33 protein-coding genes are annotated in these 26118 nt (G+C 43.3%); 8 read left to right on the forward strand and 25 right to left on the reverse strand.

The features are described from left to right. Positions 1–16 precede the first annotated feature (16 nt). The 3 genes from lepB to MKZ09_RS21375 all read right to left on the reverse strand — a co-directional run bounded on the left by lepB (position 17) and on the right by MKZ09_RS21375 (position 1706). Positions 17–625 carry a signal peptidase I gene (gene lepB, locus MKZ09_RS21365; RefSeq protein WP_036688589.1) on the reverse strand — a complete coding sequence of 203 codons (609 nt, stop codon included), beginning with the start codon at positions 623–625 and terminating at the stop codon, positions 17–19. 298 nt (positions 626–923) lie between these two features. Further along, positions 924–1268, reverse strand: coding sequence for a 50S ribosomal protein L19 (gene rplS / locus MKZ09_RS21370; protein WP_036688590.1), 345 nt, complete (start codon positions 1266–1268; stop codon positions 924–926). A gap of 147 nt (positions 1269–1415) precedes the next feature. Next, positions 1416–1706 (reverse strand): hypothetical protein, encoded by a 291-nt coding sequence (locus MKZ09_RS21375; protein ID WP_076136371.1) that lies wholly within the window; start codon positions 1704–1706, stop codon positions 1416–1418. 412 nt (positions 1707–2118) lie between these two features. On the opposite strand from MKZ09_RS21375, the gene MKZ09_RS21380 reads away from it, so the two are divergent. Further along, positions 2119–3069, forward strand: a complete 951-nt coding sequence (locus MKZ09_RS21380) for a hypothetical protein (protein WP_076201689.1) — start codon at positions 2119–2121, stop codon at positions 3067–3069. Positions 3070–3127: 58 nt separating this feature from the next. On the opposite strand, the gene MKZ09_RS21385 is transcribed toward MKZ09_RS21380, so the two are convergent. Continuing rightward, positions 3128–3358, reverse strand: coding sequence for a hypothetical protein (locus MKZ09_RS21385; RefSeq protein ID WP_036688596.1), 231 nt, complete (start codon positions 3356–3358; stop codon positions 3128–3130). A 205-nt stretch (positions 3359–3563) separates the two neighbouring features. Here MKZ09_RS21385 and MKZ09_RS21390 point away from each other — a divergent pair, with 205 nt between their 5' ends. Next, on the forward strand, positions 3564–3740 hold the full coding sequence (locus MKZ09_RS21390) for a hypothetical protein (protein ID WP_155288145.1): 177 nt from the start codon (positions 3564–3566) through the stop codon (positions 3738–3740). Positions 3741–4343: 603 nt separating this feature from the next. Here the strand turns inward: MKZ09_RS21390 and trmD are convergent. From trmD to MKZ09_RS21430, 8 genes are all read right to left on the reverse strand, one after another. Next, positions 4344–5135 carry a tRNA (guanosine(37)-N1)-methyltransferase TrmD gene (gene trmD, locus MKZ09_RS21395; RefSeq protein ID WP_076201855.1) on the reverse strand — a complete coding sequence of 264 codons (792 nt, stop codon included), beginning with the start codon at positions 5133–5135 and terminating at the stop codon, positions 4344–4346. Continuing rightward, complete coding sequence (rimM, locus tag MKZ09_RS21400) at positions 5135–5659, reverse strand: ribosome maturation factor RimM (protein WP_036688599.1); 525 nt, start codon at positions 5657–5659, stop codon at positions 5135–5137. The genes trmD and rimM overlap by 1 nt, the downstream gene beginning before the upstream one ends. Before the next feature lie 89 nt (positions 5660–5748). Continuing rightward, complete coding sequence (locus tag MKZ09_RS21405; RefSeq protein WP_036688600.1) at positions 5749–5979, reverse strand: KH domain-containing protein; 231 nt, start codon at positions 5977–5979, stop codon at positions 5749–5751. Positions 5980–6001: 22 nt separating this feature from the next. Then, positions 6002–6274, reverse strand: coding sequence for a 30S ribosomal protein S16 (gene rpsP / locus MKZ09_RS21410; RefSeq protein WP_036688604.1), 273 nt, complete (start codon positions 6272–6274; stop codon positions 6002–6004). Positions 6275–6328: 54 nt separating this feature from the next. Continuing rightward, positions 6329–7717 (reverse strand): signal recognition particle protein, encoded by a 1389-nt coding sequence (ffh, locus tag MKZ09_RS21415; protein WP_036688607.1) that lies wholly within the window; start codon positions 7715–7717, stop codon positions 6329–6331. A gap of 21 nt (positions 7718–7738) precedes the next feature. Then, entirely contained in the window at positions 7739–8095 is a 357-nt protein-coding gene (gene ylxM, locus MKZ09_RS21420) for a YlxM family DNA-binding protein (protein WP_036688609.1), read from the reverse strand. 149 nt (positions 8096–8244) lie between these two features. Next, positions 8245–8892, reverse strand: coding sequence for a PAQR family membrane homeostasis protein TrhA (trhA, locus tag MKZ09_RS21425; RefSeq protein ID WP_036688612.1), 648 nt, complete (start codon positions 8890–8892; stop codon positions 8245–8247). A 56-nt stretch (positions 8893–8948) separates the two neighbouring features. Next, positions 8949–10466, reverse strand: a complete 1518-nt coding sequence (locus tag MKZ09_RS21430; protein WP_076136367.1) for a carboxypeptidase M32 — start codon at positions 10464–10466, stop codon at positions 8949–8951. Between the two features lie 163 nt (positions 10467–10629). On the opposite strand from MKZ09_RS21430, the gene MKZ09_RS21435 reads away from it, so the two are divergent. From MKZ09_RS21435 to MKZ09_RS21450, 4 genes are all read left to right on the forward strand, one after another. Beyond that, positions 10630–10971, forward strand: a complete 342-nt coding sequence (locus MKZ09_RS21435) for an iron-sulfur cluster biosynthesis family protein (protein ID WP_076136365.1) — start codon at positions 10630–10632, stop codon at positions 10969–10971. Positions 10972–10985: 14 nt separating this feature from the next. Then, a complete protein-coding gene (locus MKZ09_RS21440) occupies positions 10986–11546 on the forward strand; it encodes a beta-class carbonic anhydrase (RefSeq protein ID WP_036688619.1) in 561 nt (186 codons plus the stop codon). A gap of 174 nt (positions 11547–11720) precedes the next feature. Beyond that, entirely contained in the window at positions 11721–12152 is a 432-nt protein-coding gene (locus tag MKZ09_RS21445; RefSeq protein ID WP_076100426.1) for a hypothetical protein, read from the forward strand. An 8-nt stretch (positions 12153–12160) separates the two neighbouring features. After that, positions 12161–12445 (forward strand): YxcD family protein, encoded by a 285-nt coding sequence (locus tag MKZ09_RS21450; RefSeq protein ID WP_036689115.1) that lies wholly within the window; start codon positions 12161–12163, stop codon positions 12443–12445. 47 nt (positions 12446–12492) lie between these two features. On the opposite strand, the gene MKZ09_RS21455 is transcribed toward MKZ09_RS21450, so the two are convergent. The 7 genes from MKZ09_RS21455 to MKZ09_RS21485 all read right to left on the reverse strand — a co-directional run bounded on the left by MKZ09_RS21455 (position 12493) and on the right by MKZ09_RS21485 (position 18765). Beyond that, on the reverse strand, positions 12493–13509 hold the full coding sequence (locus MKZ09_RS21455; RefSeq protein ID WP_076201687.1) for a S66 family peptidase: 1017 nt from the start codon (positions 13507–13509) through the stop codon (positions 12493–12495). 160 nt (positions 13510–13669) lie between these two features. After that, positions 13670–14059 (reverse strand): hypothetical protein, encoded by a 390-nt coding sequence (locus tag MKZ09_RS21460; protein WP_076100355.1) that lies wholly within the window; start codon positions 14057–14059, stop codon positions 13670–13672. An 80-nt stretch (positions 14060–14139) separates the two neighbouring features. Continuing rightward, positions 14140–14490 (reverse strand): Asp23/Gls24 family envelope stress response protein, encoded by a 351-nt coding sequence (locus MKZ09_RS21465; RefSeq protein WP_036688625.1) that lies wholly within the window; start codon positions 14488–14490, stop codon positions 14140–14142. A gap of 28 nt (positions 14491–14518) precedes the next feature. Then, positions 14519–15625: an AI-2E family transporter gene (locus MKZ09_RS21470; RefSeq protein WP_036688627.1), complete on the reverse strand. Its 1107-nt coding sequence runs from the start codon at positions 15623–15625 to the stop codon at positions 14519–14521. A 41-nt stretch (positions 15626–15666) separates the two neighbouring features. Beyond that, the gene (locus tag MKZ09_RS21475) at positions 15667–17085 is read right to left on the reverse strand and encodes a sensor histidine kinase (protein ID WP_076136362.1); all 1419 of its coding nucleotides are present in this window, start codon (positions 17083–17085) and stop codon (positions 15667–15669) included. After that, the gene (locus tag MKZ09_RS21480) at positions 17063–17770 is read right to left on the reverse strand and encodes a response regulator transcription factor (RefSeq protein WP_170914177.1); all 708 of its coding nucleotides are present in this window, start codon (positions 17768–17770) and stop codon (positions 17063–17065) included. The genes MKZ09_RS21475 and MKZ09_RS21480 overlap by 23 nt, the downstream gene beginning before the upstream one ends. Positions 17771–17925: 155 nt before the next feature. Further along, positions 17926–18765, reverse strand: coding sequence for a DegV family protein (locus tag MKZ09_RS21485; RefSeq protein WP_036688632.1), 840 nt, complete (start codon positions 18763–18765; stop codon positions 17926–17928). Between the two features lie 170 nt (positions 18766–18935). Between MKZ09_RS21485 and MKZ09_RS21490 the strand changes: the two genes are divergently transcribed. Continuing rightward, positions 18936–19160: a hypothetical protein gene (locus MKZ09_RS21490; RefSeq protein WP_076136360.1), complete on the forward strand. Its 225-nt coding sequence runs from the start codon at positions 18936–18938 to the stop codon at positions 19158–19160. A 307-nt stretch (positions 19161–19467) separates the two neighbouring features. Here MKZ09_RS21490 and MKZ09_RS21495 read toward each other — a convergent pair whose 3' ends face one another. Genes MKZ09_RS21495 through MKZ09_RS21510 form a run of 4 tightly spaced genes read right to left on the reverse strand, consistent with a single transcriptional unit; the run spans position 19468 to position 23736 of the window. Then, positions 19468–20265 carry a PHP domain-containing protein gene (locus MKZ09_RS21495; protein WP_305953753.1) on the reverse strand — a complete coding sequence of 266 codons (798 nt, stop codon included), beginning with the start codon at positions 20263–20265 and terminating at the stop codon, positions 19468–19470. A 34-nt stretch (positions 20266–20299) separates the two neighbouring features. Then, the gene (locus tag MKZ09_RS21500; protein WP_076201685.1) at positions 20300–21133 is read right to left on the reverse strand and encodes an energy-coupling factor transporter transmembrane component T family protein; all 834 of its coding nucleotides are present in this window, start codon (positions 21131–21133) and stop codon (positions 20300–20302) included. After that, entirely contained in the window at positions 21120–22865 is a 1746-nt protein-coding gene (locus MKZ09_RS21505; protein ID WP_076201683.1) for an ABC transporter ATP-binding protein, read from the reverse strand. The genes MKZ09_RS21500 and MKZ09_RS21505 overlap by 14 nt, the downstream gene beginning before the upstream one ends. Then, complete coding sequence (locus MKZ09_RS21510) at positions 22858–23736, reverse strand: cell division protein FtsQ (protein ID WP_076127114.1); 879 nt, start codon at positions 23734–23736, stop codon at positions 22858–22860. The genes MKZ09_RS21505 and MKZ09_RS21510 overlap by 8 nt, the downstream gene beginning before the upstream one ends. A 181-nt stretch (positions 23737–23917) precedes the next feature. On the opposite strand from MKZ09_RS21510, the gene MKZ09_RS21515 reads away from it, so the two are divergent. Then, positions 23918–24751, forward strand: a complete 834-nt coding sequence (locus tag MKZ09_RS21515; protein ID WP_076201681.1) for a MurR/RpiR family transcriptional regulator — start codon at positions 23918–23920, stop codon at positions 24749–24751. 31 nt (positions 24752–24782) lie between these two features. Here MKZ09_RS21515 and MKZ09_RS21520 read toward each other — a convergent pair whose 3' ends face one another. Then, entirely contained in the window at positions 24783–25043 is a 261-nt protein-coding gene (locus MKZ09_RS21520) for a helix-turn-helix domain-containing protein (RefSeq protein WP_036688642.1), read from the reverse strand. Between the two features lie 15 nt (positions 25044–25058). After that, entirely contained in the window at positions 25059–26051 is a 993-nt protein-coding gene (locus MKZ09_RS21525) for a hypothetical protein (protein WP_076201679.1), read from the reverse strand. Positions 26052–26118: the final 67 nt, after the last annotated feature.

Genomic DNA, 26118 nt, shown 5'->3' on the forward strand with positions numbered 1-26118 from the left:
TTTGACTTCTGTCAACTTAATGGTTAATCAGTGTAATATCTTTTATCGGCCAGAAGATTAAATCTGCACGACCCACAATATCACCCAGCGGCACATAGCCAATCATCCGGCTGTCTGTACTATCCGAGCGATTATCCCCCATAACGAAAATATGTCCTTCTGGTACAGTACCATCCGTGAATTTTTCATTTGGGAAATCTTTATTATTATACAGAGCGTTGTTACTATGCGCAGCATCAATAGCGCCTTGGATGTAAGTCTCGTTAACAACCTCACCGTTAACTGTAACTACATCTCCTTCTACTTTCACAGTATCTCCAGCCACACCAATTACACGTTTAATAAAATCTCTGCCTTCAGATGGCACGTGGAATACAATAACCTCACCCCGCTGCGGAGATCTTATATCGTATAAAATTTCATTAACGATAACACGTTCTCCCGTATGGAAATTAGGCTGCATGGAAGGTCCATCTACAATAAAAGGCTTGAATAAAAGCCAGCGAATCAGTATAACCAGAACTAAAGCAATCGCAATGGCCTTGACCCATTCCAGCACTTCATTTTTCTGTTTACGTGGGTTCTGCTCGCTTGATTCCAAAGTTTCGCTTTGTTCCTGCTGCATAGTTCACCGTCCTCTCTTAATACTACTCTTACTATACAACACAAAAAAACTCCTGCCAAAAACCCCTCCACAGATACTCCTTCAGGAGGCCTTTTCGGAGAAGCTTATCCCCAAGCGTATATGTCACACGCATTGTATACCAAGCTAAAACGCCCTCAGCGTCCTTTTAAGGACGGTAAGCGTTTATGCGAGAAATATAAGAATAATGTATAACGTAAAACTTATGCTTTTCTTATATTTTCAAAAAAAAATAAAGCGAAAGGGGCTTGAACTCAAGCCCCTCTCCTCTGTCACTATTCTAGCGACGAATTTCTTTAATTCTCGCTGCTTTACCACGTAGTTCACGAAGGTAATAAAGCTTAGCACGACGCACTTTACCACGACGAGCCACTTCGATTTTTTCGAGTTTAGGCGAGTTGATTGGGAATGTTCTTTCCACACCAACACCGTAAGAAATTTTACGAACCGTAAAAGTCTCACTGATTCCACCGCCACGACGTTTGATTACAACGCCTTCGAACAACTGGATACGCTCACGAGTTCCCTCGATAACTTTTACATGCACCTTCAAAGTGTCACCCGGACGAAAACTAGGGATATCTTTACGAAGTTGCTCTTGCGTAATAGCTTGTAGGATATTCATTAAGGACTTCCTCCTTCCGTACAGGTGTTCTTGCCTCTTCCGGAGAGATCTGAGCTCTCCCTCATTATCCGCAGCGGACCACCGTATTCCACACAACAGAGTTAATAATATCATAAAGGACGGGCTAATACAACTTATTTTTCTATTTCATAACGGTAACATATCTCTTTTTTTTGCCTTAGACTGGCAATCTTTGCACAAGCCGACCACGGTTCCATTATCTTGAGCATAGAAGATCAACTTTCCATTCTTCTTCTTGCAAGAAGAGCAAGGTTGCTCTCCTGGACTCTGTTTGGCTTTGCGATGACTGTCCATTGAGATCACATTACTGCTAGTAGTGCGCAAAGGATTGCTTGAGCTGCTTGTTTTCTTTTTTTGAACGATATAATACCCAACACCCAGCGCTAGCAAGACAAGCAAAATAACTACATATTGCATCTGGCTCCCTCCGCTCTTCATGATTTAATTGAGGTAAGAAAATAAAAAGACCGCCCTGTGATGCAAGTAAGGCAACGGTCTATATCGTATTCGCAAACTAGCCTTAGCACATCTCACTATAAAAAGCGCTTTTCAGTAGCTGCTGAAGATTATATATGAGAGCATCTTTGCTCTTTTTATATGTACCCTTACCCATTTTAATGTGAGCATAAGATCTATATTTCATTTTAGCACAATTGAAATTTGAAGTGTAGTGAACACTTTTTAAATACCTAGTCTTTGGTCCAGTATATTAACCCGCCTACAGCCGTTTTTACAATAAATCCCCATAGGCTATACTTACAGGAGTACGTACATAACGTAGCGCTTAGGGAAGAACACATATACCCAAAAATAAGGAGGATTTTATTCAATGAAAAAGAGTAATACAACTAGCGTAATGGCAGCTGTAGCCGTCTTGTCCATCGTACTTCTGGCAGGATGCACAGAGTTACCGGGTAGGCAATCCGCTAATAATGACCTAGGAAAGAATATTACTGAAGATGTGCAGCAAAATATTGGTGAGGCAGTGAAGCAAGAGCTGGGTAAAGCCGCTGCAAGCGTGGAGCAAGCCGTTCAGGATACAGCTACCAAGGTGGCCGACGAAGTTAAAGCAAACAGCATTAGCAAAGAACTATCCTTATCTAAAGAGATCGGCTCTGCTTCAGTGCTTAGCATGAACAATGCAGTGGGAGAAATAGAGGTTACATCAACTACGGGTGATCAAATTAATGTGAGTGCGACAATCTTAGCCCATAACGGCTCCGCTCATAAAGCTGACCGCCAGAAAATCTTGGATGACGCTGAAATTTCAATAGACGTTAATGGCGATACTCTGAAGGTATCTACAAGTTCCAAATCAAATCCGAAAAAGGATTTATGGACTTGGGCTCAAGACAAATACGGTTATTCAGATTTTAGCATTAACTATACCATTGAGATCCCCACCCGTATGGCTGAATATCAAATCACCAATAATGTCGGGCAAATTCGTCTCCGCAATCTGGACGGAAACTACCGCATCGTCAGCAACGTTGGAGCTATTGATATCGAAGGAGCTAACATCACCGGTAAATCCACTCTAGAGTCTAATACAGGAAGTATACGCATGGATATAGCCGGAATGAAGAGTGATAGCCGTCTTAAAGCGACAACAAATGTAGGTAGCCTCAATGCTGTTCTAGCCGATGGCGTGAAATGTAGCTTGGTGGCTAAAAGTGATCTAGGCCAGATCACCGGGGTTGAGGGTGGCAAACGTGATGTTAACGGAGGAGGTCCTTTGTTGTCCTTAAGCTCAGATATAGGTGCAATTACTGTAGAGTAACCAACCACTAAAAACAGACCGTCCGGATTAGCGGACGGTCTGTTTTTACATCATCATATCAGATTAATGCAATAGCCAACAGCGTGAACAAGCTGAGAGTTAAAATATTGTCAGCAGCATAAGGGTAACCAAAAAATGCAGAAGTCTGCACAGGTCCATTGGATCCTGTTCTTAAGTAAACATTATATCTGTCCACATCTGTAATCACACCTTCATGCTGTCTGCCATCAGTAGTCAGGATACGTACCCTTCTATTCTTACAACGTAAGCAATTATAATAAGCCTCCACTAGTGTACTCCTCCTCATTCGTAATGATATACTCTATGGTGAGGAGTACAGGTCGGTAACGGCTAAGTTACATAGGTCATTTGTTTGGACCGATATTTACTTTCCGTTCCCTGCATTTTTTGTATTCCCAAAGGTTATATATAAGGAAAGACATATTTCCGGCTTGTTATCCGTACCATCCTATCCATTCAAGGAGGCCAATCGAATGAATGTAGCACGTAAACAGTTTATTAAGGAAGGCGTACTGCGTATTACCATCTTTATTATTTTATCATCGCTTACCTATACCGTTCGCAACTATGCATGGGCAGTTACTGTTCTCGTATGTTTTGCGCTTTACGCTCTACTTACAGGAGTATATCGCCTCTTTCGCAAAGAGTAGAATGCGCCTCCACGAATTTTTATAGTTAACCAAACACCCCCTTTCCTAAGAGTTTTTAATTCTCCTTGAAGAGGGGGTGTTTACATTCTGATCAGAGTTACAGGGTTTGACCTCTCTTAGTAGGAACAATAAAACCATTAGATGTAGTGAACTTTCGTTCGCTACGCTCTAATGGTTTTATTGGACTTGCTTATTCATACTTAATTATTAATCTTATATGTTCAAGCTTTAAAGGGCGAATGGGAATTACGATTTGCGATTTGTATAATAATCGATAATATCATTCACGGTGCGGAGCGGCTCCGCATCTTTGTGGATCGTGTCCACGCTAGGCTTGAATTCTTCACGCGTCTTCGTAGTCACTTCAGTTCATTCCTTTCAATAGTTAAGCTTGCTGCATCGTAAGCTGCATATAGTATTACGCCACCTCTATCTATTACCCCAAATAGAAGAGTTCAACGCACCTATGCTCATTTGTTTTGGAAATTACGCAAAAAAATACGAGATTATAGCCCTTCTTATATTTAAGTAAACATAACAAAAACGCCTCCTTAACGTAAGATACGTTAAAAAGACGTAAAATATGCCTGTTTTATTAAAATTTTACTCCGGCTTGATTTCATTTTTCAGACGTTCCAGTGTTTTCTTGTCTTTCAACGTTAGTTCTGCACTTTCGAGCAAATCAGGTCTACGTTCAAGTGTACGCTGTAACGCTTGCTCTCTCCGCCATACTTCGATGTTGGCATGATGGCCACTCAGCAACATATCTGGTACCTTCCAGCCGCGAAATTCAGCGGGTCGAGTGTAGTGAGGATATTCCAACAGCCCTGTACTGAACGAATCCGTGATCGCAGAGGTTTCATTTCCAAGCGCTCCTGGCTGTAGCCGAACTACTGAATCAATAACCGTCAGTGCCGGTAATTCTCCACCTGTTAACACGTAATCGCCAATCGACAGTTCATCTGTAACCAGATGCTCCCGTATCCGCTCATCGTAGCCCTCATAATGACCACATATAAAGATTAGATGCTGCTCTTGTGCCAGTTCCTCAGCAATCTTCTGATTATACGTCTTTCCTTGCGGGCACATAAGAATGATGCGCGGCTTCACAGAGGAAGGCGTCGGGACTGCAGATTCAGAACCCTTCTCCAAAGGACTAGCCTCGATCCCCAATACATGTTCTACCGCTGCAAAGATCGGGTCAGGCTTCAGTACCATGCCCCCGCCCCCGCCATACGGTGTATCATCCACACTGTTGTGCTTATTGCCTGAGAAATCACGAAAGTTCACAGTATTCAAAGATACAATCCCTTTTTCGCGTGCCTTACCAAGAATACTTGTGCTAAATACGCCTTCGCACATCTCCGGAAAGAGCGTTAGCACATCAATTCTGATCATGGCAATAGTCCTTCCATCAAGTGAACAGTAATTCGTTTGGCCTCAATGTCGACGTTCAGCACTACATCGTTAATTACAGGGATAAGGATGTCTTGACCTTTAGCAGGCTTAACAACCCAAACGTCATTTGCACCTGGCTGTAAAATTTCCGTAATTGTGCCAAGCGGTTCACTACCAGCATCATCCGTATAAACTTCACAGCCAACGATTTGATGGAAGTAATATTCGTTCTCTGGCAGATCAACCAGATCATTACTTGGCACCTTAAGCAAACTTCCCTTATATTTTTCCACTTCGTTAATATTGGTATATCCCTTAAGCTTAACGATAAACATACCCTTATGCTCTCGAGCGGATTCTACAGTCACTTCGAATTTTGCACTGCCATCCGCAGGGATGACGAACAGCTTCTTGTCTTTAGCGAAACGAACCTCAGGAAAATCGGTATGGGATAATACTTTAATCTCCCCGCGAATTCCATGTGTATTCACAAGCCGGCCTACGGTTAATTCTTCCGTCATATAACCCTCTCCTCTACAAGCTTCATCTATATATTTGAACAAAAAGGAGCCGGGATATACTATCCCTAGCCCCTCATTGTACGCATTATTTAAGATAAAATATCTACAGTTACGCGTTTATCGCTCTTGACTGCTGCAGATGTGACTACTGTACGGAGCGCCTTGGCGATCCTGCCTTGCTTGCCGATGACCTTTCCTACATCATCTGGATGTACGGACAGCTCATAGACAATCAAGTGTTCTTTCTCCACAGCCCGTACCGTCACATCTTCTGGATGATCCACTAAAGCCTTAGCAATTACTCCAACTAATTCTTCCATAGAGGACCCTCGCAATCAGTCATTATTTCTGTTGCTTAAGCTCATGAAACTTCTTCATCACGCCTGCTTTGGAAAGCAAGTTGCGGACGGTATCAGATGCTTGCGCACCTGTTTGAAGCCATTTAAGAGCTTTTTCCTCATCGATCTTAACTACTGCCGGTTGTTCAATCGGATTATAATAACCGATTTCCTCGATAAAACGACCGTCACGAGGGGACCGGGAATCGGAAACCACTACACGATAGAAAGGCGCTTTATGCGCTCCCATTCTTTTTAGACGAATACGTACTGCCACGAAAAATCACCTCCTTATAATAGTTTCCAACATTAGTTGGACAGACATTCAAGATCATTTAAAAGGGAATTTCAGCCCTTTTCCACCACCAAGACCTTTAAGCTGCTTCATGGCATTTTTCTTGGAGGCTTTGCCGCCTCCGCCCATCATGCCGGAGAATTGCTTCATCATCTTACGCATCTCATCAAATTGTTTGATGAGGCGGTTGACCTCAGCGACTGAGGTTCCGCTGCCGGTTGCGATACGCTTGCGGCGGTTATGGTTAATGATCTCAGGCTGTTGCTTCTCCGCCTTAGTCATAGAATGAACTATGGCTTCAACGCGTCCCATTTGCTTATCGTCGACCTTTAAATCTTTAATGCCCTTGGCTTTGTTCATACCCGGAAGCATATCAAGAATTTGATCGATAGGGCCTAGCTTCTTCACCTGATCCATTTGCTCAAGGAAATCATCAAACGTAAACTCTGCATTACGCATCTTACGTTCCATTTCTTTAGCCTTGTCAGTATCAATGTTCGCCTGGGCTTTCTCAATCAGCGACAGCATGTCGCCCATACCCAGAATCCGCGAAGCCATACGTTCCGGATGGAACGGCTCCAGCGCGTCGATCTTCTCCCCTAAAGCGGCGAATTTGATCGGGCAACCGGTAACAGCTTTTACTGACAGTGCAGCACCACCACGGCTGTCGCCGTCGAGTTTCGTCAATACGACCCCTGTAAGCTCAAGCTGCTTATTAAAGCTCTCGGCTACATTCACGGCGTCTTGACCCGTCATAGCATCTACTACAAGAAGTACTTCATCAGGATTTACAACATTGTGAATCTGCTTGAGTTCTTCCATTAGTTCTTCATCAATATGCAGGCGGCCTGCAGTATCGATAATAACATAATCCAGTCCGTTATCCTTCGCATGTTGTACAGCTTGTCTGGCAATTTCTACCGGACTAGTCTGATCACCCAGCGAGAATACAGGAACCTTAATCTGTTCTCCCAGCACTTGCAGCTGCTTGATAGCAGCAGGCCGGTAAATATCTCCCGCAACCAGGAGCGGACGATGATTGCCCTTCTGTAACAGCTTAGCTAGCTTACCCGAAGTGGTTGTCTTACCAGCCCCTTGTAGACCCGCCATCATAATGACGGTCGGTGGCTTGTTCGACTTGGCCAGCTTCGCTTGGCTTCCGCCCATCAGCTCGGTTAGTTCCTTGTTGACGATGTCGATAATTACCATGCCAGGCGTAAAGCTGTCCATGACTTCCTTGCCGATGGACTTTTCTTTCACCTTAGCTACGAATTCTTTAACTACCTTGAAGTTAACATCGGCTTCCAGAAGGGCTAACCGCACTTCACGCATAGCTTCGTTTACGTCTTCTTCGGATACTTTACCTTTACCGCGTAGCTTGCTGAACACATTCTGCAATCTTCCGGTTAAACCCTCAAACGCCATATGCAGATTTCTCCCTTCGTGCTACTCTAACCTCTGCAAGCGATCCACGATCTCCGCGAACCGAAGTTTATATTGCTCAGGCAGCATCCCATTCTCCGGCAGTCTGCGCAGCTCTTCTAAATATTTAGTACGACTCTCATGTTTCACTAATAGTCCAAGTTTTTCTTCATAATTCTCAAGGACTTGCTCAGCCCGCTTAATATGCTCATAAACAGCTTGGCGGCTGATTTCAAATTCAGCGGCGATTTCTCCCAAGGAAAAATCATCGTGAAAATAATATTTAAGAAACGTTTGCTGCTTATCTGTAAGCAGTCGTTCATAGAAGGCAAAAAGCAAATTGATACGATTCGTTTTCTCGAGCCTATTCTCCTGACTCATTAAGGACAACCCCTTCGTCAAGGAAAAACACTTTACACCTTCACAACGTCCCTTATGATACCTAAAAGAAAGAGAGATGTCAAGCACTTTTGCTTGTCATCTCTTTCTTTATTAAAAATCCATATTTTCCGCGATAAATCCGCTTGAAATTATTGGATTGGCAGTACATAAATCAATATGGCGAAGAAATGTGTGACACTGCCTGCAAGAACAAATACATGCCAGATTGCGTGATGGAACGGAAACCCTCTCCATACATAAAAAACTGTACCTAAAGTATAAAGCACTCCGCCAGCCATAAGCAGAATCATACCACCGTCCGCTACAACTGCCGAAAGAGGATTCCAGGCGATAACAATCAGCCACCCCATAGCAATGTAGAATACCGTAGACATGAACAAGAACTTTTTAACAAAAAACGCTTTGAAGAAAACGCCAAATACTGCGATTCCCCATATAACACCAAATAAACTCCAGCCAAGTGTTCCCCGAATAGCTACTAGCAAAAAGGGTGTATACGTGCCTGCGATAAACAGATAAATAGAGGAGTGATCGAAAAATTCGAACAAATCCTTCGCCTTGCCCTCTTTGAGACTATGCACAAGTGTTGAATTGAGATACAGAAGCAGCATTGTCGTTCCATAAATGGAGAAGCTGACTACATGCCATGCCGTTCCTTTCAGACTTGCAAAAACAACAAGCAGGACAAGTGCAGCAACGCTTAATACAGCTCCGATCCCGTGCGTAATCGCATTCGCGACTTCTTCTCTCCGGGTGTAGGTGTGAGTATTTGCCATATCCATATCCTTCCGTCTAAGCTTTCTTTCTATTATACCACGCGGACCTCACTGGATTACAGTTTGTAAATCTCCGTGTATTTCTCCTCCAAATAATCAGCCAGATAATCTGGACTGAGCGGCTCACCTGTTACTTGTTCGATAATTTGCGAAGGGGTCAGACTTTTTCCGAAACGGTAGATTTTTTCTGTTAACCATTCTTTAATCGGCAAAAGATTTCCCGCAGCAATCAATTCATCGTAGTTCGGCAGATCCTTGCGGAGTGTATTCAAGATTTGGGCAGCATACATATTTCCCAAAGAGTAGGATGCAAAATATCCGAAGTCTCCACCGGACCAGTGCACGTCCTGCAATACACCAAGCGCATCATTAGGCGGTGTAATACCTAAATATTCTTGATATTTAGCATTCCATACCTGAGGCAGATCTTTGACAGATAGACCTTCATTAAAAATAAGCTTTTCGATCTCGTAACGCACAATAATGTGCAGATTGTATGTAAGCTCATCTGCTTCAATTCGGATGAATGAATTTTCCACACTGTTAATAGCCCGGTAGAAATCCTCTACATCTACATTAGCAAGCTGCTCTGGGAAATGCTGCTGCAGATCACCGTAATAACGTTGCCAGAACGCACGGCTGCGGCCGATCATATTCTCCCATAGTCTCGACTGAGATTCATGAATCCCCATCGATGCGCCTTGAGCCAGTGGTGTTCCCACTAAATCTTGGCTGATATTTTGTTCGTAAAGCGCATGTCCACCTTCATGCAGTGAGCTGAAGACGGCGCTAGTCACGTTATCAAGTAAATAAGCGGTCGTAATACGAACGTCACCTGGATTCAGCCCTGTAGCAAAAGGATGCACACTCTCATCCAAGCGGCCTGCGTCGAAGTCATAGCCCATTTGCTTCAGAATAAAGTTACCAAACTTTTGTTGCTGCTCTTTAGGGAAAATCTGCTGCAAGAAGCGGGTATCTGGTTTATTAGGTGAAGCAGCGATAGCTTCCACTAACGGAACCAAGCGGCTGCGGAGGCGACTGAACACTTCATCCACCTTCTCTACCGTGAGATCAGGCTCATACATATCTAGTAGCGTATCGTAACGTGTGCCATTTACACCCCAATAATCGATGAACTCTTGTTTCAGAGCTACGATTTTGCTCAAATAAGGTTCAAATGTAGCGAAATCATTATTCTCCTTAGCTTCTTCCCAGATCGTTTGAGAATGAGCAGACAGGACAGCGTACTCTTCAAATCTTTTGGAAGGAATACTCTTACTGCGCTCATACTCTTTGCGGCAATCGTTGACGATTTTTTGTTGATTAGCTGTAAGCTGGCTCAACACTTCTGGACGGCTGAAAAATGCTGTGAAGTCACCCATCTCCTGTGAAATCTCAAGTCTGAACAATTCTCCACTCAGCATCCCAATCGTACCGGAACGAACTTCTACTCCCTTACGCGGTGCACCTGTGCGCAAATCCCAGTGCATTAATTCTATGGCCTCTGAATATCCACTAATTTTTGCTAATAACTCACTGAATTGTTCCCATCGTTCCTTTACTTGTTGTTCCATTCTACTCCACCTGCTTTCTCTGTTTTACAGACTCCTCTTGATGATACTTTTTTGAATGAGTATAATCAACTTCAGAGATTACATCTCTAATTTGAAATATTTAATGAGTTACATAAGAAGCAGAGCTTGCTTCGAACAAAAATTAAGGAGCGTGAACAGGGCTATGATGATTCAAGTTACACCTCTCGCAGAAAGGAAGTTGAAGGAAAGGCTTGGAGATCAGCCAGGATTTTTCAAGCTCTTTTATGATACGGTAGGCTGCGGGTGTGACGGAATTAATGTATTACTAATTGTTTCTGAAGTGGAGGAAGGCGATTCTAGGATAGAGACGAATTCTCTCCCCTTTATCGTAAGCCGGCAACAGGAAATCTTTTATGAAGACAAGATGCGACTCGATGCAGAGGAACGTTTCTCTTCCTATAAGCTGGTCAGTGATTCTCAGATTTATGGCAACAATATCATGGTAAGAGATATGCGCAACGTAAGTACAATTCAAGGATTTTAAGGGAGGAAGCTAATATGAGCCACGTATCAGAAATTATTAACTTTAATAAAAGTTTTGTAGAGAATAAGGACTATGAAGCCTATCTAACCAGTCGTTATCCCGACAAAAAAATGCTGATCATCACCTGTATGGACACTAGACTCGTTGAATTATTGCCGAAAGCCATGAATTTCAAAAACGGTGATGTCAAAATCATCAAAAATGCTGGTGCGGTTATTTCTCAGCCTTTTGGTAGTGTTATGCGTAGTGTAATGGTAGCTCTGTATGAACTAGATGCTGAAGAAGTAATCGTGGTTGGACACTATGAATGCGGTATGGCATCCCTCAATGCGGACCATATGATCAATTCCATTAAAGAACGTGGCGTATCTGAAGAAGTGCTGTCTACACTGGAGAATTCCGGAATCAAACTTACAAAATGGCTGCGTGGGTTTGACAATGTCGAAGAAGGGGTAATTCAGACTGTGGACCTGATTAAACGTCATCCACTGCTTCCCCCTAATGTACCTATCCATGGCATGATCATCGATCCGGCAACCGGAGCGCTTGAGCTTGTCGCTGACGGGTATAAGTAACGAATGACGACTCTCTAACTGCTGTTTGCGTGGATCCTGGATCCACGCTTTTTTTGTGCATAAAAGTATAAATTATGATAAATAAAATTGAAACCTTGTGGGGCATGTCTGCGTATTACCGACCATACACAAAAATTCATGCTCACAGGAGGGTTTTCGTACTAAATGAAACCAATGAAACGCGTAATGATGATTCTAATGGCCTTCACTCTATTTTTTGCAGTGGCTGCTCCAGACTTTGCCGATGCACGTCGAGGTGGCGGCGGTTTCAAATCCGGCACTCGCAGCTATTCAACAACTCCAAAAAAATCAACAACAACAAATAACATCAAAAAAAGTGACAGCACTAAAAGCTCCACAGCAGGATCTGCTGCTAATACGAAACGTGGCTTCTTCAGCGGCGGCAGCTTAATGAAGGGCATGATGATCGGTGGTTTGGCCGGATTATTATTCGGTGGAATGTTTGGTGGAATGGGAGCTTTTGGTGACTTCCTAGGCTTTGCCGTTAATATGCTAGCTATCTATGTACTGGTTATGCTCGTGATGTCCTTCTTCCGTCGTAGAAAAGAACGTCGCCGCTTAGAAGAACAGGATGGTCGTTACTAATGTCTACAATCGTTCTAAGCATGGATGAGATCATCAATGCCCTCTGTCTGCACATGGCGGAACGAAAGGCTGTTCGCCCAGAGGATGTTCAGGTGGAACTGAGCTGGGAAGAAGATACCGGTTACTCTGCAGAGGTTTGGGTACAGGGCCGCAGTCAATTTCTAGTAGAGTCCAATATGATTGAAGCGATCCTGCGTTACATGCTCAGCGAATATGGTGTTCGTGCCTATCGTGAAGATGTGAGACTGGACCTGGATGAGGAAATCACAGCGATTGTAAATACAGGGAACTAATGATAGTAAAAAGGACAACCCAAGGGGTTGTCCTTTTTGATATAACGCTATTCATAGAAATATTGCTTTACCGTCCCTACTCCATCTGCCACTTCAATTTCTGCATAAGCTCCATTAATAAAAGTAACCTGCGGCGGGACATGACCACAATCGATATCATAAACGATCGGTACCTTAAGCTCTTCAGATAGTTCAGCATAGATATCCTCGGCAGTATAGTTATCCACAGGCCGATTAGCTGGGCTTCTGCCAAACATAATCCCCGAACAATTCTCAAACCACCCTGCCAGCTTCATCTGCACTAAAGATCTGCGTAAATCCGCTGTATTCAATTCACAATTTTCCAAATACCAAACTATAGGTTCGTCATGAATCATTTCTTGCTGAAAATGCTGGAGCTTTCCATAAGGTGTGCCGATCAAATGCCTAATTACATCTATACAGCCACCCAACAGACGTCCTTTCATCGTTACAGCATCTGTAGTTAGAGACTTCCAATAAGTCTCCTCTGTCAAATGAAAAACGCATGGCGAAGGCACATCATGCTGCCATTCCCGCTGATATTTAAGAGATGAATGCTGGATAATGGACTCACCCACTGATGTCTCTAGAACCGCCTGCCAGAGGGCTGTAGTATCATCTGAATACTCTCCCCGTAAATCAATGAGATTCGCTCCGTGGGCAGTAGCCAGACCGGTTGTCAGCGTGACAGCAAGCAGCAAGTCGCTTATATCTGAATATCCCACGATCCATTTGTCCTGCAAAGCATCAAAATCAATATATTCCAGAGCTTCAATTAACAATTCCCCGCCCCAAGGCGGAATAAGGGCATCGATTCCGTCATCATTGATCATCTCATTAAACTCATGACCACGAACATTGGCTGGTGCAGATTTAGCCTTATCTTGCTTCCATGCCGTTTCGCCGATAATGACATTAAATCCTTGCGACTTCAACCGGCTGGAGGCCAGTGTAAGAAGTTCTGCATTTTGAATGCCTACTCCAGATGAAGGTGCTGTAACGCCTATCGTCGCATTCTTTTTCAAAAAAGGGTATCTAATCATATGCCACCTCCCAGAGTTTGTACCCATTATATCCCTAAAGTGATAATGAGAACACCTCCTTCTAACACATACTTTACGCCTACAAAAAAAGGACCTGGCGGGATGCGTCAACGTATGACCACAAATCCTGCACATGTCCTTCTTCAATTAAACCCAAGCACTAGATTAAAGAGATAGCAAGCAGTTCAAACAACACAAGCGGTAAAATCACATTATTATTGTATGGGGGACCTGGATAAGGTCCTGGATATGGTCCTGGATATGGGCCAGGTCCGGGGCCCGGATGAGGATGATAAGGCTGATGAGGGTTGTAAAACCCGCGGGGCATTTGCCCATTAGCTGCAACGTTCAGATACAAGTGTTTATTATCTACTCCGGCTATAACGCCTTCATGTACAAAGCCATCTATTGTCTGTACGTTCACCTTATGGTTAAGGTATGGCTTGCAAGATTGATGTAGGGAATCACGGACACCGTGCAGGTGCCGGATCACAGCAGGATCGGCCTGATAAATCACATTCTGTTGCTGCCCAGTGTTAAATGTCGACATGGATGTTCTGACCTCCGTAAATGGATTTGCTCCATTCTATGCAGAAGCCTAGATTACGGTGCCTATTAAATGGGCTATTCTTAGAATGGCAGAGCGACCTTCTCAACCTTAACATTTACGGAAACTAGAGACAGTCCCATCATATTTTCAACAGCATTTCTTACATTTTGCTGCAGCATATAGCAGACCTCTTGAATCACACATCCGTAATTAACTATGACCTGAAGATCGATGGCAACATCCACTTCTTTTACTTCAACGGACATTCCTTTTTTTACATTTTTACCGCTTAGACGTTTAGCCCAGTTGTCCGAGATACTGCTTCCTGACATGCCGGCAATACCCGGTGTGTCCAGAACCACTTGCCCGACGATCGAAGTCACCACATCATCTGAAATATGAATCAGTCCTTGCTCCGTTCCTTCATTCATAGAAATCCCTCCATAATGATTTATTAACTTAAGAGATATCCGGACTCTCCTCTACCTCTATCTCTACCCGGCGTTGCTTGACAAACAAATAATAGGCCTTGGTCAAGACGATTTTAACAATCATATACAGTGGAATAATCAGCAATATCGCTATGATCCCGCCTAAATCACCGCCAACCAATACCAGGATAATCGTTGTCAGTGGATGAATATCGAGCTTTTTCCCAAAGATGTAGGGAGCGATTAAATTATCCTGTATCTGCTGCGCTACCAGAACAATGATGATGGACCAGACGGCTATAGACGGGGATTGAATGAATCCGATGATGAAAATAGGGATACTAGACAGTATCGCACCAATAAAAGGCACGAAGTTCATCACAACTGCGATTACAGTCAACAGCAATGCATATTGCAGGCCGATAATAAGGAAACCAATATACATCAGTACACCTAAGGCTAAATTAACAAGCACCCGGCCCACGATAAAGCCACTAAGCGCACTGTCGATTTCAGTCATCATTGTAGTTCCTTCTTCACGATACTTCTTTGGGAAGAAACTTACAATCTTACGTCCGAATTTCCCACCTTCCTTAAGCATGTAGAATAACATAATCGGAAAGGTAAATAAAATGATCGCGAAATTCGAAACAAAAGAGAACAATCCTGAAACATAATTCGTTAACAGCGTAAACCCTTTATTCAAATAATCCGTCAATGTGGAGGCTGGATTCGCATCAGCAGGGATCAACGCAGACAGAAATTCATTATCTTCTAGTTTCAATAGCTGTTGATTCAAGGAGGCAATGAGATTTGGCATATTATCGACGAAATTAACTAATTGTGTGCGAAGTGAAGGCCAAACGCCGATAATAAAAGCAAACAGAAGCACTAAAATAACTACATATACGATGATAATCGCCAAAGAACGATTCAGCTTATATTTCTCCAAGGTATCGATCAGTGGCCGCAGCAGGTAATAAAAGAAACCCGCCAGCATTAAAGGCACTATAATGACACTGAACAAAGACAGGATCGGTGTGAATAAAAAATCTACGCGTGAGCCTAAAAATACAATGCCTAACACTAAAAGGATCGCTAGACAAACTCTGATGAAATTGTTCAGTTTAGCCATAGTTTCTCTCCCGTCTTCTGATTTGGATGTCTTCCAGCTCGTTATTTCGGAATCCGGATGGTGAATACCGTAGGTTCCTTCTTTCGGCGACTGAGATGAAGTGTACCACCCATTTTCTCTGTATTTTTCATAGCTATCGAGAGACCTAGCCCTGTTCCTCCCGAAGCTGTCCGCGCTTTATCTCCCCGAACAAACGGATCAAACATTGTGGACCACAGCTCTTCTGGAATACCCACTCCAGTATCAGCGATTTCAATCGTGACTTCTTTCTCCAAAGGGATCACCTCCACACGCAAATGTGTACCTGGAGGATTATAGATCAGTGCATTGGAGATCAAATTATGAACCACACTCGAGAGCAGCTCCGCATCAAAGTTCAAGAACACATCCTCTTCGGGAACATTTAGATGCAAAACAAAGTTCTTTTGTTCAATCTCTCCGTAGGTATCTGCAATGATTTCACGAATAAATTCGCCCAGTTCTTGACGCTCCATTCGTAGCAAGAAATCCGGTGAATCTATCTTTAACAGCTCCAGCATGTTCTGAATCAGCTTAGTAACTTGTGAGGATTTATTATAAATATAGCTTAGATATCTTTTTTGGCGCTCTTCATCCTCGCCTCTACCTTCCACAAGCGCCTGTGCAAAGCCCTGTATACTCGTTATCGGCGTCTTCAGATCATGGGACAGATCAACCATCATCCGTTTCTTACTTTCCTCTGCCTGACGTTTTTCTTTGGTCGTCTTTTCAATTACATCTGCCATATAATTAAAAGTCTCTCCAATTTGCGAAAATTCCTTCTCTGCATATAAAGCGATTCGAGTATCATAATTCCCCTGAATCATCTGCTTCAACCCAAGCGTGATGATACGCAGTGGCTTCCTGATTCGCCGCGCTACCCAATAGCTGTACACGATAATTAGCAAAAGAATCATTCCCACACCCAAAAAGACGTAGTATGAAAGCGAATGATTAAAGTAGGCCACGAAGGGATCACTATTAATGGTGATGGTGATAGCTTCCCGCGGCAGCTTCAGCAGCAGCCACTCCGATTCGCTCTGAGCATTTAGCGTGGTCAACGAGTAAAAGTAAGCTTGATCTTCTCCATTTTCCAAACTTTTTAAAAGCTGGTTACTGGTATATTGGGTTACACCGTCTTTTTTTTCTCCAACAACCTTGGTGACCTTCATGTCTTGATCCAAGACCTCGATCCATCCCCCGCTACGCAGAAGACGTTTGGTTTCTACCCCATGCTCCAGATTTTCTCGATAAGCACTAGCTTCCACCTTCAAATCAGGATCAGCGATTTTATTTTTTTCGAAAATATGGGTCACATCAAGATTAATAAACAAATAATATACAATCACAAGAAAAAACAAAATACAGATAAACAACAAAAAATCCAGCGTCAGCGATGATTGTAAAGGTCGTTGATCTCTATTGCTCCATAGGCGCTTCAATTTTGTATCCCAGCCCTCTAATAGTCTTTAAATATACTGGCTTTTTGGAGTCTTCCTCAATTTTTTCCCGGATATTGCTGATATGTACCATGATACTATTATCTTCGTACACATAGAAATCTTCCCACACGGCCTCATATATTTTTTTGCGTGTAAAGACTCGTCCAGGCTGCTTCATCATTAGTTCCAAAATTTTGTACTCGGTAGAAGTAAGCACCACAGGTTCACCTGATCGATAGAGCAGACACTGGCTTTGATCCAGCATTAATTCACCTAATACGATCTGCTCAGCTTCTTTTTCCTCAACGACTTGCGCATCGAAATGATGTACACGCCGCAGCAGTGCTCCAACACGGGCTACTATTTCTAATGGATTAAACGGTTTCGAAATATAATCGTCGGCTCCTAGTTCAAGACCCAGAATCTTGTCATGATGTTCACTTTTTGCGGATAAAAATAACACTGGAAAATGATGCACCTCGCGGATCTTTTTCAATAATTGCAGTCCATCCAGACCCGGCATCATAATATCTAGTATTGCCAAATCAACCTTATGGTTCTGCACCTGCGTTAAGGCTTCAGTTCCACTGTTCGCTTCCAAAATGTTGTACTCTTTCTCTAAATATAATCTTAGCAATTCCACAATTTCTGCTTCATCATCAGCGATCAATATTGTATACATGATAATCCCCCCATCTAACTATATTCTGTGATTATTAACAGAGCCTAAACACAATCTAAAGAATAGCTAAATTATCACATAGGAATAAAATAAAAATCGCACACGGGAAACCGTCCCATGTACGATCGTAATTTGTCTGGATTGTGAGGATCACTACTTTAAAAAGCTACGCCAATTCCGCCTTCCCCAGCATAGGTTCCCATTACCGGACCCATGCTTGAGAGTAAGACTTCTTTGAAGGGATGCTTTAGTAAAATGCGTTCTTTAATCTCGAGTGCCAGCTTCTCACAATTACTGTGTACAATAGCGATAACCGCTTTCTCGTAATCATGCTGCTTCTCATCCAAATGCGCAAGCAGACGATTCAGTGCTTTTGGAAGACCCCGGGTCTTCTCCACTACTTCGACAGTGCCTTCTTCGCTGATTTTGAGCAGCAACTTTATATTGAGTACAGACGCTACGGCTCCCGAAAGCCGACTTAGACGTCCGCCTTTCATTACATTCTCCAGAGTGTCCAGCGTAAAATAAGCGTTAACTTCCTCTATCTGCTGAAGTACCTTTTCCTTAAGCTCTTGCAAGCTTGAACAAGTTAAGGACCACTGCGCCGCCAGGCCGACAATCAATGACAGCCCACCTGAGAAGTTTTTGGAATCTATAACCTCTATTGCATTGGTATGTCCTTCATCCTTATACATTTCCATAGCAATCATAGCCGTCTGATAAGTGCTACTAATATTAGAGGACATACAAATGACCATAATGTCAGTTCCCTCCTCCACTTGCTTGAACTTCTCAAGGAACTCGTTGGGACTTGGACTAGCTGTGGTAGGCAGCTCCTTGGATTCGCGCATTTGAGCATAAAAGCTTTTCGTGTCCGTATCTGCCGGCATTAACTCATGCCCAAAATGAACCGGTAGGTGGATCACGGAAACATTATACTTCTCCATGTAGTCAAGGGGCAGGTCTGAACCGCTGTCTGTTATGATCTTGATTGCCATAATATAAGTACTCTCCTTTCAATATCAGTACTATTATAGCCACCATAAAATGAAATCTCCAGTAACCTTTATAACTTGAAAAATTCTTCGATCTGTGCTATGTCTTTCTTCCTTAACTTGTCCTTATATGATATGGTTTATGAATAAGCGTATAGAAATGGAGTGTATGTATGAGTAAGGGAAGAGTATGGAACAGAGGCAAACATGATGGTACAGGACTATCGAGGAAAAAAACCGGAGATCAAGAGGGTACAGCTTCTACTGAAACTGAATCCACAGAACCTTCGAAGGAACCTTCCAATTCAAGAATTGATACTGTAAAACCGATGAATCGCACGAATTGGGTGACCAGACCCACCCGTGTCAGCAATAAAGATTCGAAAGACAAACGATAATTCATACATTCTAAGATTTGAGGACCCAGATGACGTTATTGGCAAATTCCCAGCCTTTTGAGCAGAGTTTCGGACTCCAGAGCCGTTATTCTGTAGAATGAGGTTCATATACGGTGTTATTCGTGCCATTAGTGGCTATGCGGTCCGTTAGCATCCCAAATGCGGAATAAAACTGCGTTTAAGATCATCTGTGTCCGATTGTATCCTTGTACATGCAAAAGTAATGAAATCCAGCGAACAACAAAAAGGGTTGTCCCAGTAGCCATTTCATCATTTCATGGCTTATGGAACAACCCTCTTCTATTTTCTACGCCATATATCCTAACTCCGCTTCATCTCTGGAGGGGGCTTCGCCAATTAACTGCTTCAATAGTTTCTTCATCATTACCGAAGCTTTTACTTTGGTATGAAGACACGGAGAAACCTCTATTTCATAGTTCCCTTGTTTGATAGCTTCCTTCAATTCTTCCACAGTTGAGCAGGAGTCTTGCAGACGATTCACAACACTGCCATATTGCAAACACTGATGACTGTCACTGCCAGCAATCACAGGCACACCCAGCTTCTCAGCAAAGGGCGTGATCAGGTTTTTATAGGTCTCCACCCCCTGCATGTAAATATCCTTAGCGTTGAAATCAAAAGCGTCTAATCGCTGAAGTAATGCCGGATCCAGTTGATGTAAAGGTGTAGAAGTTCGGAAGGGATGGGCTCCGATTTTCCAAAGATTATGTTCGTCGGCCATATCAAGCAACTGCTTAAAAGGTATGAAATTCCCCTCCTGCGTATGCTCATCTAGTAAAGCGCGGACAGCTAGAACATTCTCCCTTAGTCCGATCAACAGGATGTGACCTGTCTCCGCGATATCCACTTCCATGCCTGGAAACAGTTTAAGTCCGTTCACATCGTAATAATGCCCGTTATAGGGATAAGTCTGATCCAGCGCATCATACATCGCAAAGAAATTAGAAGTATTAAAATGCTCGGTCAATGCTACAGCCTGTAATCCATTTGCCTTGGCTTCGAACATCATCTCCGCAAAATATTCGGGGGAAAACGTAGATTTTTTAGATAATTTACCATGGGTATGCAGATCAATATTCATCATGTCTAATTCGTCTCCTTTGAGCTTGTAAGTTATGTTAATACACCAGTTCAGGGTAGAGATAACCAATACAGAATATAAAGATGACATAAGCAGTGGACCCGGATAAAAAGTACCAGTCGGACCGCTTCATTTTCAAATAAGATAGCTTAATCTTCTTCACTTTCTTATTATTAAGCCCGTAGCTAAATCCCCGAGTCTCAAGAGCTTCAATCGTTGTTCGAGAACGTTTAGCTGTGTTCAACATAAGCGGGTAAAATGCCAGAATCACGATTCGCAAATAATACGTTATTGTTCGCCAATAGAAAATTCCATGTTGAAGTGGTCGTTGCCCTCTCAATCTAAAGGAAAGTAGAATCTGATGGAATTCCTCTAGTAAAGTAGGCAAAATACGATAGCCATAAGATAAGCTGAACGCAAAGGTATCAGGGATTCCTAAAGACAGTAAGCCGTCACTAAGTCGTTCCGGATCAAGACTAGAGAAAACCGTTATACTCGCCAGCGAAATCACCGAAAGCTTAAGCGTCAGTGTCAGCATAGGCAGCAAGGATTCAATTCCCCCGCCGAAAAAGAGCGACAATATAAACATCCAGCCAATCTGGCTGATTAAGCCGAGACATAATATAAAAATAATATAGGGGCTGACCCGGGAGAGGACGGTCGTTAAAACCATAAGCACGAACATCCCTAACAGGATTGTCCGGTTATGTACAAACCAAGGCACGATGGCAAAAAAGAGATACCAGAGCAGCAGGGTTCGCGGGTCCAGCCTGCCCAGAAAAGTGCTGCTGCTGTTATATGCGGTCCCGAGTAACTCCAATTTGATTTGTTCTACAGATATACGGTCAAGTGCCCGTTTAACGGCTTCCATGGATTGCAGCTACCTCCTTCTTTTCCACTAAACTCACAAACTCTTCTAAGCTACTACAAATTCTTGGGAGACCGAGCATACGACTTAGCTCCATCAATTGGGTCTGAGCCAGACCCGCACGCCGTAAAAGAAGGCCGTCAGCGAAAATTTCATCCTTCGTTCCATCCGCAATTATCCGTCCTTGATGCATTACAATTATTCTGCTGGCCCATTCAGAGACAAGCTGCATATCATGAGTTGCGATGACGACCGTCTTCACATGATTACGAAGCGTTTCCAGCACATGTACCATTTCTTGTTTGGTCGAAATGTCCAGATTAGCTGTCGGTTCATCAAGCAGCATGATGGCGGGTTTAAACGCGGCACCAATTGCCAAGGATACCCGGCGCTGCTGCCCTCCACTTAACAGTCGGGCATCCCGTTCAGCCAGCTCGCTTAAGCGAAACGCCTTTAGCATCTCATCCACTCTTTCATCCGTATCTGGTAGTTTCCGCGCCTTCAGATAATAGGCAATTTCCTTACGCACAGAATCCTCGATAAACATTTCCTCCGGATTCTGGAATACGTAAGCTACCGTACCGGAGAGACGTTCAGGCGGCAACCCGTTCACCGTCATTTCTTTAACCTTTACGGTTCCAGCTGTAGGTCTGACAATACCAGCAATCAGCTTCATTAATGAAGATTTACCTGCTCCGTTGTTGCCAATAAGAGCAATGGACTCTCCCTGCCGCAGTTCTAGCTGAATTCCATTCAGTACAGGATGCAGCACCTTATGAATCGTACGGTAAGAGAGGTGGACATTCTCCAGCTGAACGATAGAACTTTCTTCTTTTGCTGCTATGGGGAGCTGCTCTTGAATACGTCCGATTGGAAGTGTTTCCACATTGGCATCCTGACGAAGCATCATGCGGGTACTGCCTTCCTCAGCATTTAAGGGAAGCAGCTTTGACTTCTGATCATCAGGCTGTAACAGCCAAGCCGCCCGGGTCACATCCGGTGGGTAAATGCCCAGCTCTAGCAATTCTTCTACAGATGACAAAGCTTCACGCACAGGCTTCTGCCAGCGCATTTTACCCTGATCCATCAGGACAACATTTTTACAATAATCCGCAATAAATTCCGCATGATGCTCAATCACTACAATGGTCTTTCCATGCTCTTCATTCAAACGCTGCAAAATATCATAGATATGACGGGCATGCTGCGGATCCAGCTGGGCTACGGGTTCGTCGATCACCAGAATTTCCGGATCCATAGCTAATGCTCCGGCCAGAGCGAGCAGGTGTTTTTGCCCACCACTTAACTGCCAAATAAATTCATGCCTCAAGTCACTAAGTCCGGTTAACGCCAGCGCACGCTCTCCCCGTTCCTTGTAATCCGTAAATCCATAATTCAGAGGTGTAAAAGACACATCATCAAGTACCGTCGGCCGTACCAATTGATTCTCGAAATCCTGATAAACATAACCGATACGTTTGGACAGCTCTGCTACACTTTTTCCATCCGCAGATTGGCCGCAAACTGTCACCTCTCCACTGAAATCACCCGTGTAATAATGAGGAATTAAGCCATTAAAGCATTTGCAGAGAGTAGATTTCCCGGAGCCATTACTGCCGATGATCGCAATAAAATCCCCTTCTCCCAGTCGTAAGTCTACGTCTTGCAGTACTGGTTGTTCAGCTCCCGGATACGTAAAGTTAATTTTGTTCAATTCAAGAATTGTATTACGCATCTGCTTGACCCGCTTCCTGTCTTTTTCGTGCCGAACGCCGAAGCAGTGCAATAATCGCCGTTGCCGCTACTACAGCCGCTACCAACATACTGAGCCAAATCAAGGTCTTTTCATTCGATTCCGCCCCTGCAAGCTCAAAATCACCGAAGTTCCAGCCCGATTCCGATAACAATTCTGACCCCACCGCTACCATTACTAGAAAGGTTCCGGCAATGACCAGCTTAGGAGATAGCCATGCTCCTGTTGCATATTTCATATTCCGCTCACGTGGCTTCATGCCGAGCAATGGTTCAATTTTTCCATATAAACGCGGAACCAGATACATGGTAGGAATCAGCGCGAACAAAATGCCGGAGAAGAGGACATCATTCAGGAACCCTACTCCCTCAATTACAACGATACTTTCTGCCAGCCCTTTAACAGCCTCTAGCTCTTCTACCCCTACCCATACCTTCACAATATCTATAACGGAGCTAAAAAACTGGTGAATCGCCACGCCGGTAATCGCAGCCACTCCAACCTGTCTACGATTCTTCGGATCAGATACCATGCGGCCTGCGGTATACATCGCCAGTGAGAAGGTAATGAATTTCTCCAGCTCCCCTAAACCTCCAAATTGGCCTAACATCAATTCCCCGAAGATTACCTCACCAACAGCTGCTCCGACCGCCGCATATAAGGGGTGAAACAACATACATAATGTCAAAGGAATAAAAGCGAAATATTCAATGGATAATTCAATCGGGCCCAGTTTGATCCCAGGCACTAGCTCGGTAAACATATTGGACAACCCGTAAAGCGACATCGACAGTACAAAAATCATCATTTTTTGTGACTGAGTCAGTGTGTAACGCGTTTTTATCGTGCTCATGAAATATTTGGCCTCCCAATAAGAATTTATCTTCATTATAAGAAGGCCATGTCATCACAGCTTTTTTCATTTGTTAAATGAGAGTAATATTTTTTTCAATATTTTTAACGTTGTAAAAATATTTACAACATATTCGCACGTTATATTCTATCTATCGCATCATCATAGGAGGATTGAGAGATTGTATAAAGATTGGAACCATCGCGCTTTTTCGCCTAATCAACGGATAATTGCCGACTTTATTCAAAAAAATGAGCAACGTGTGGTCTATATGACCGAACAAGAAATGGCAGACGAGCTGCATTTGAGCATCGCCTCTGTTTCACGTTTCTGGAAAGCTGCGGGGTACAAACATGCCAAAGATTTTAAAAACCGGCTCCGTTTCCGCTTTGAATCCACACCTTCTGTAAAAATGCGTGATGCCATGCAGCGATCAGACGATACCTCACTCCCTCAACTGCTGCTGGACAATTGCTCACATCATTTGCAAGAAACACGCCGCTATTTAAGCGACGATGTACTAAAGCGTGCAGTAGATGCAATATCTACAGCTCGGATTATTTATGTATACAGCCCTGGCCCTTGCGCCGGATTAGCCGAGCTAATGATCTATCGAATGGCGCGTTTTGGTCTTCAAATGAAAAAAATGGCCCCCAGCGGCCATGAGCTGCTAGAGACCTTAATGCATGCTGACAAACAAGATGTCTTGCTTGTCTTTGGATTTGTGCAAATACTGCCTGAGATTGAAGTCATACTGAACCATGCACGCGAAGTAAATTACCAGGTCATCCTGATCACAGATAGACTCGTCTACCCGCGGTCCCAAGATGCAGATATCGTGCTTTATGCCGGGAGAGGTGAGGTTTGGGAGTTCCACTCCATGGTTGGCCCCACCTATATTATTGAGAATCTGATCCTTGGAGTGGGATTAGCGAACAGGGACAGTAGTCTAAGCAAGCTGGATAAATTGCAGCAAATGCGCGCGCAGTATGGGGGGAAGCTCCCGCGGAGTTAGGTTTAGATTTGACAGCAAGGTGAAGAAATATTTAATTCATTCCTAAAGCTTCTTTAATTTGTGGGATAGATAAACCGTTTGCTTTCATTTCTTTGATCCAAAGAATGCGCGCGACGGTTTCTTCTCTTTTATATCTGCGTGTTAAGTTCTCCTCTGCCTGTTCAAAGGGCAGCATGCCTTCTTCTGTGTAATGTTTGAGTGTACTATAACGAGCATTTGTGATTCTTACTAATTCCCCTATCGATACATATTCTGACGCCATAATATTCTCCATGGATCGTTGTCTAGACATTGATAACCAACTCCTTTACAGCGGGCGCTTCGGAATAAGACGCACACCTTGAATTGGCACTTTCATCATTACAAAATGTGGGATCGCATCGTAGAGCAAATTATCAATTTTAAGAGTCGCAATCGATCCTCTCTCCAGCACCTTAACTTCATGTCCATAGGACATTAATCTTGTAATAACTGCGTCTAACCTTTGATTAGAATTATCAAACCAAGACTCTGTTTCTATAAAGACAGCTCGTGATCGCTCTAGGGCAGGGAAGATAAGATTGAGACTGCTGCCGATAAAGGTCTTCGCAAACTTTGTCTTCAATGCTAAAAAACGTTTGATGCCTAACTCAACTCCCTGGCGGATTTGTATAGGAAACAATGCCTTTGCCCATAAGTTACTTTGGTATAGATCATGTAATTTGATATTCACCTGTTCTAATTCGTTCAGTGAGAAGAAATCTTGCATACATCCACATTCACGAAGTAGCCATAGCATACAAATGACCTCATCCGTAACTGGTCCCTCTTCCAAAATCTCTGCACGCATATTCTCTGTAATGCTCGTGTACGCCTCCATATTACTGCGATAGGCTCTAATTTCAACTTCAGCAGAATCAAAATACATGTCGCTCCCTATCAGGCTTGGTATATCTTCAAGCAAATTCATGGCTTGAAGATAATCTGAAATCGCGGTTTCGAACTTTTTTAATTGATGGTTAGACTTCCTCGAAGCCTTCTTTAACCACCAATTTAGGTCACCCGTTACCTCAGCACTATTATGAAGTAAGGGTTGTAGAACAGTTTCTCTATAGAGTGTTGAATAAGATTGATCAAGTGCTTCCTTTTGCAAAGTTAACTTGTTCTCTGATTGTGTAAAACATCCCTCTAAGTAAAGCTCCAATATAACCGCTGCTGCCATGCAGCGCAAAGACACTTTCTTAACAGTAGTCATCTGAAGACTTCTCTGTGCATTAAGCGCGATCAATGAAAAACTTGGTGCTAATTTAAGATCCATCATAACCATCCACCCCTATCCATTAATTCCTATTAACAGGATGATATTTATTCCGTATGGTGAGCGTTTG

Source organism: Paenibacillus sp. FSL R5-0908 (assembly GCF_038006245.1).
In the GTDB taxonomy this organism is placed as follows: Bacteria; Bacillota; Bacilli; order Paenibacillales; family Paenibacillaceae; genus Paenibacillus_AQ; species Paenibacillus_AQ odorifer.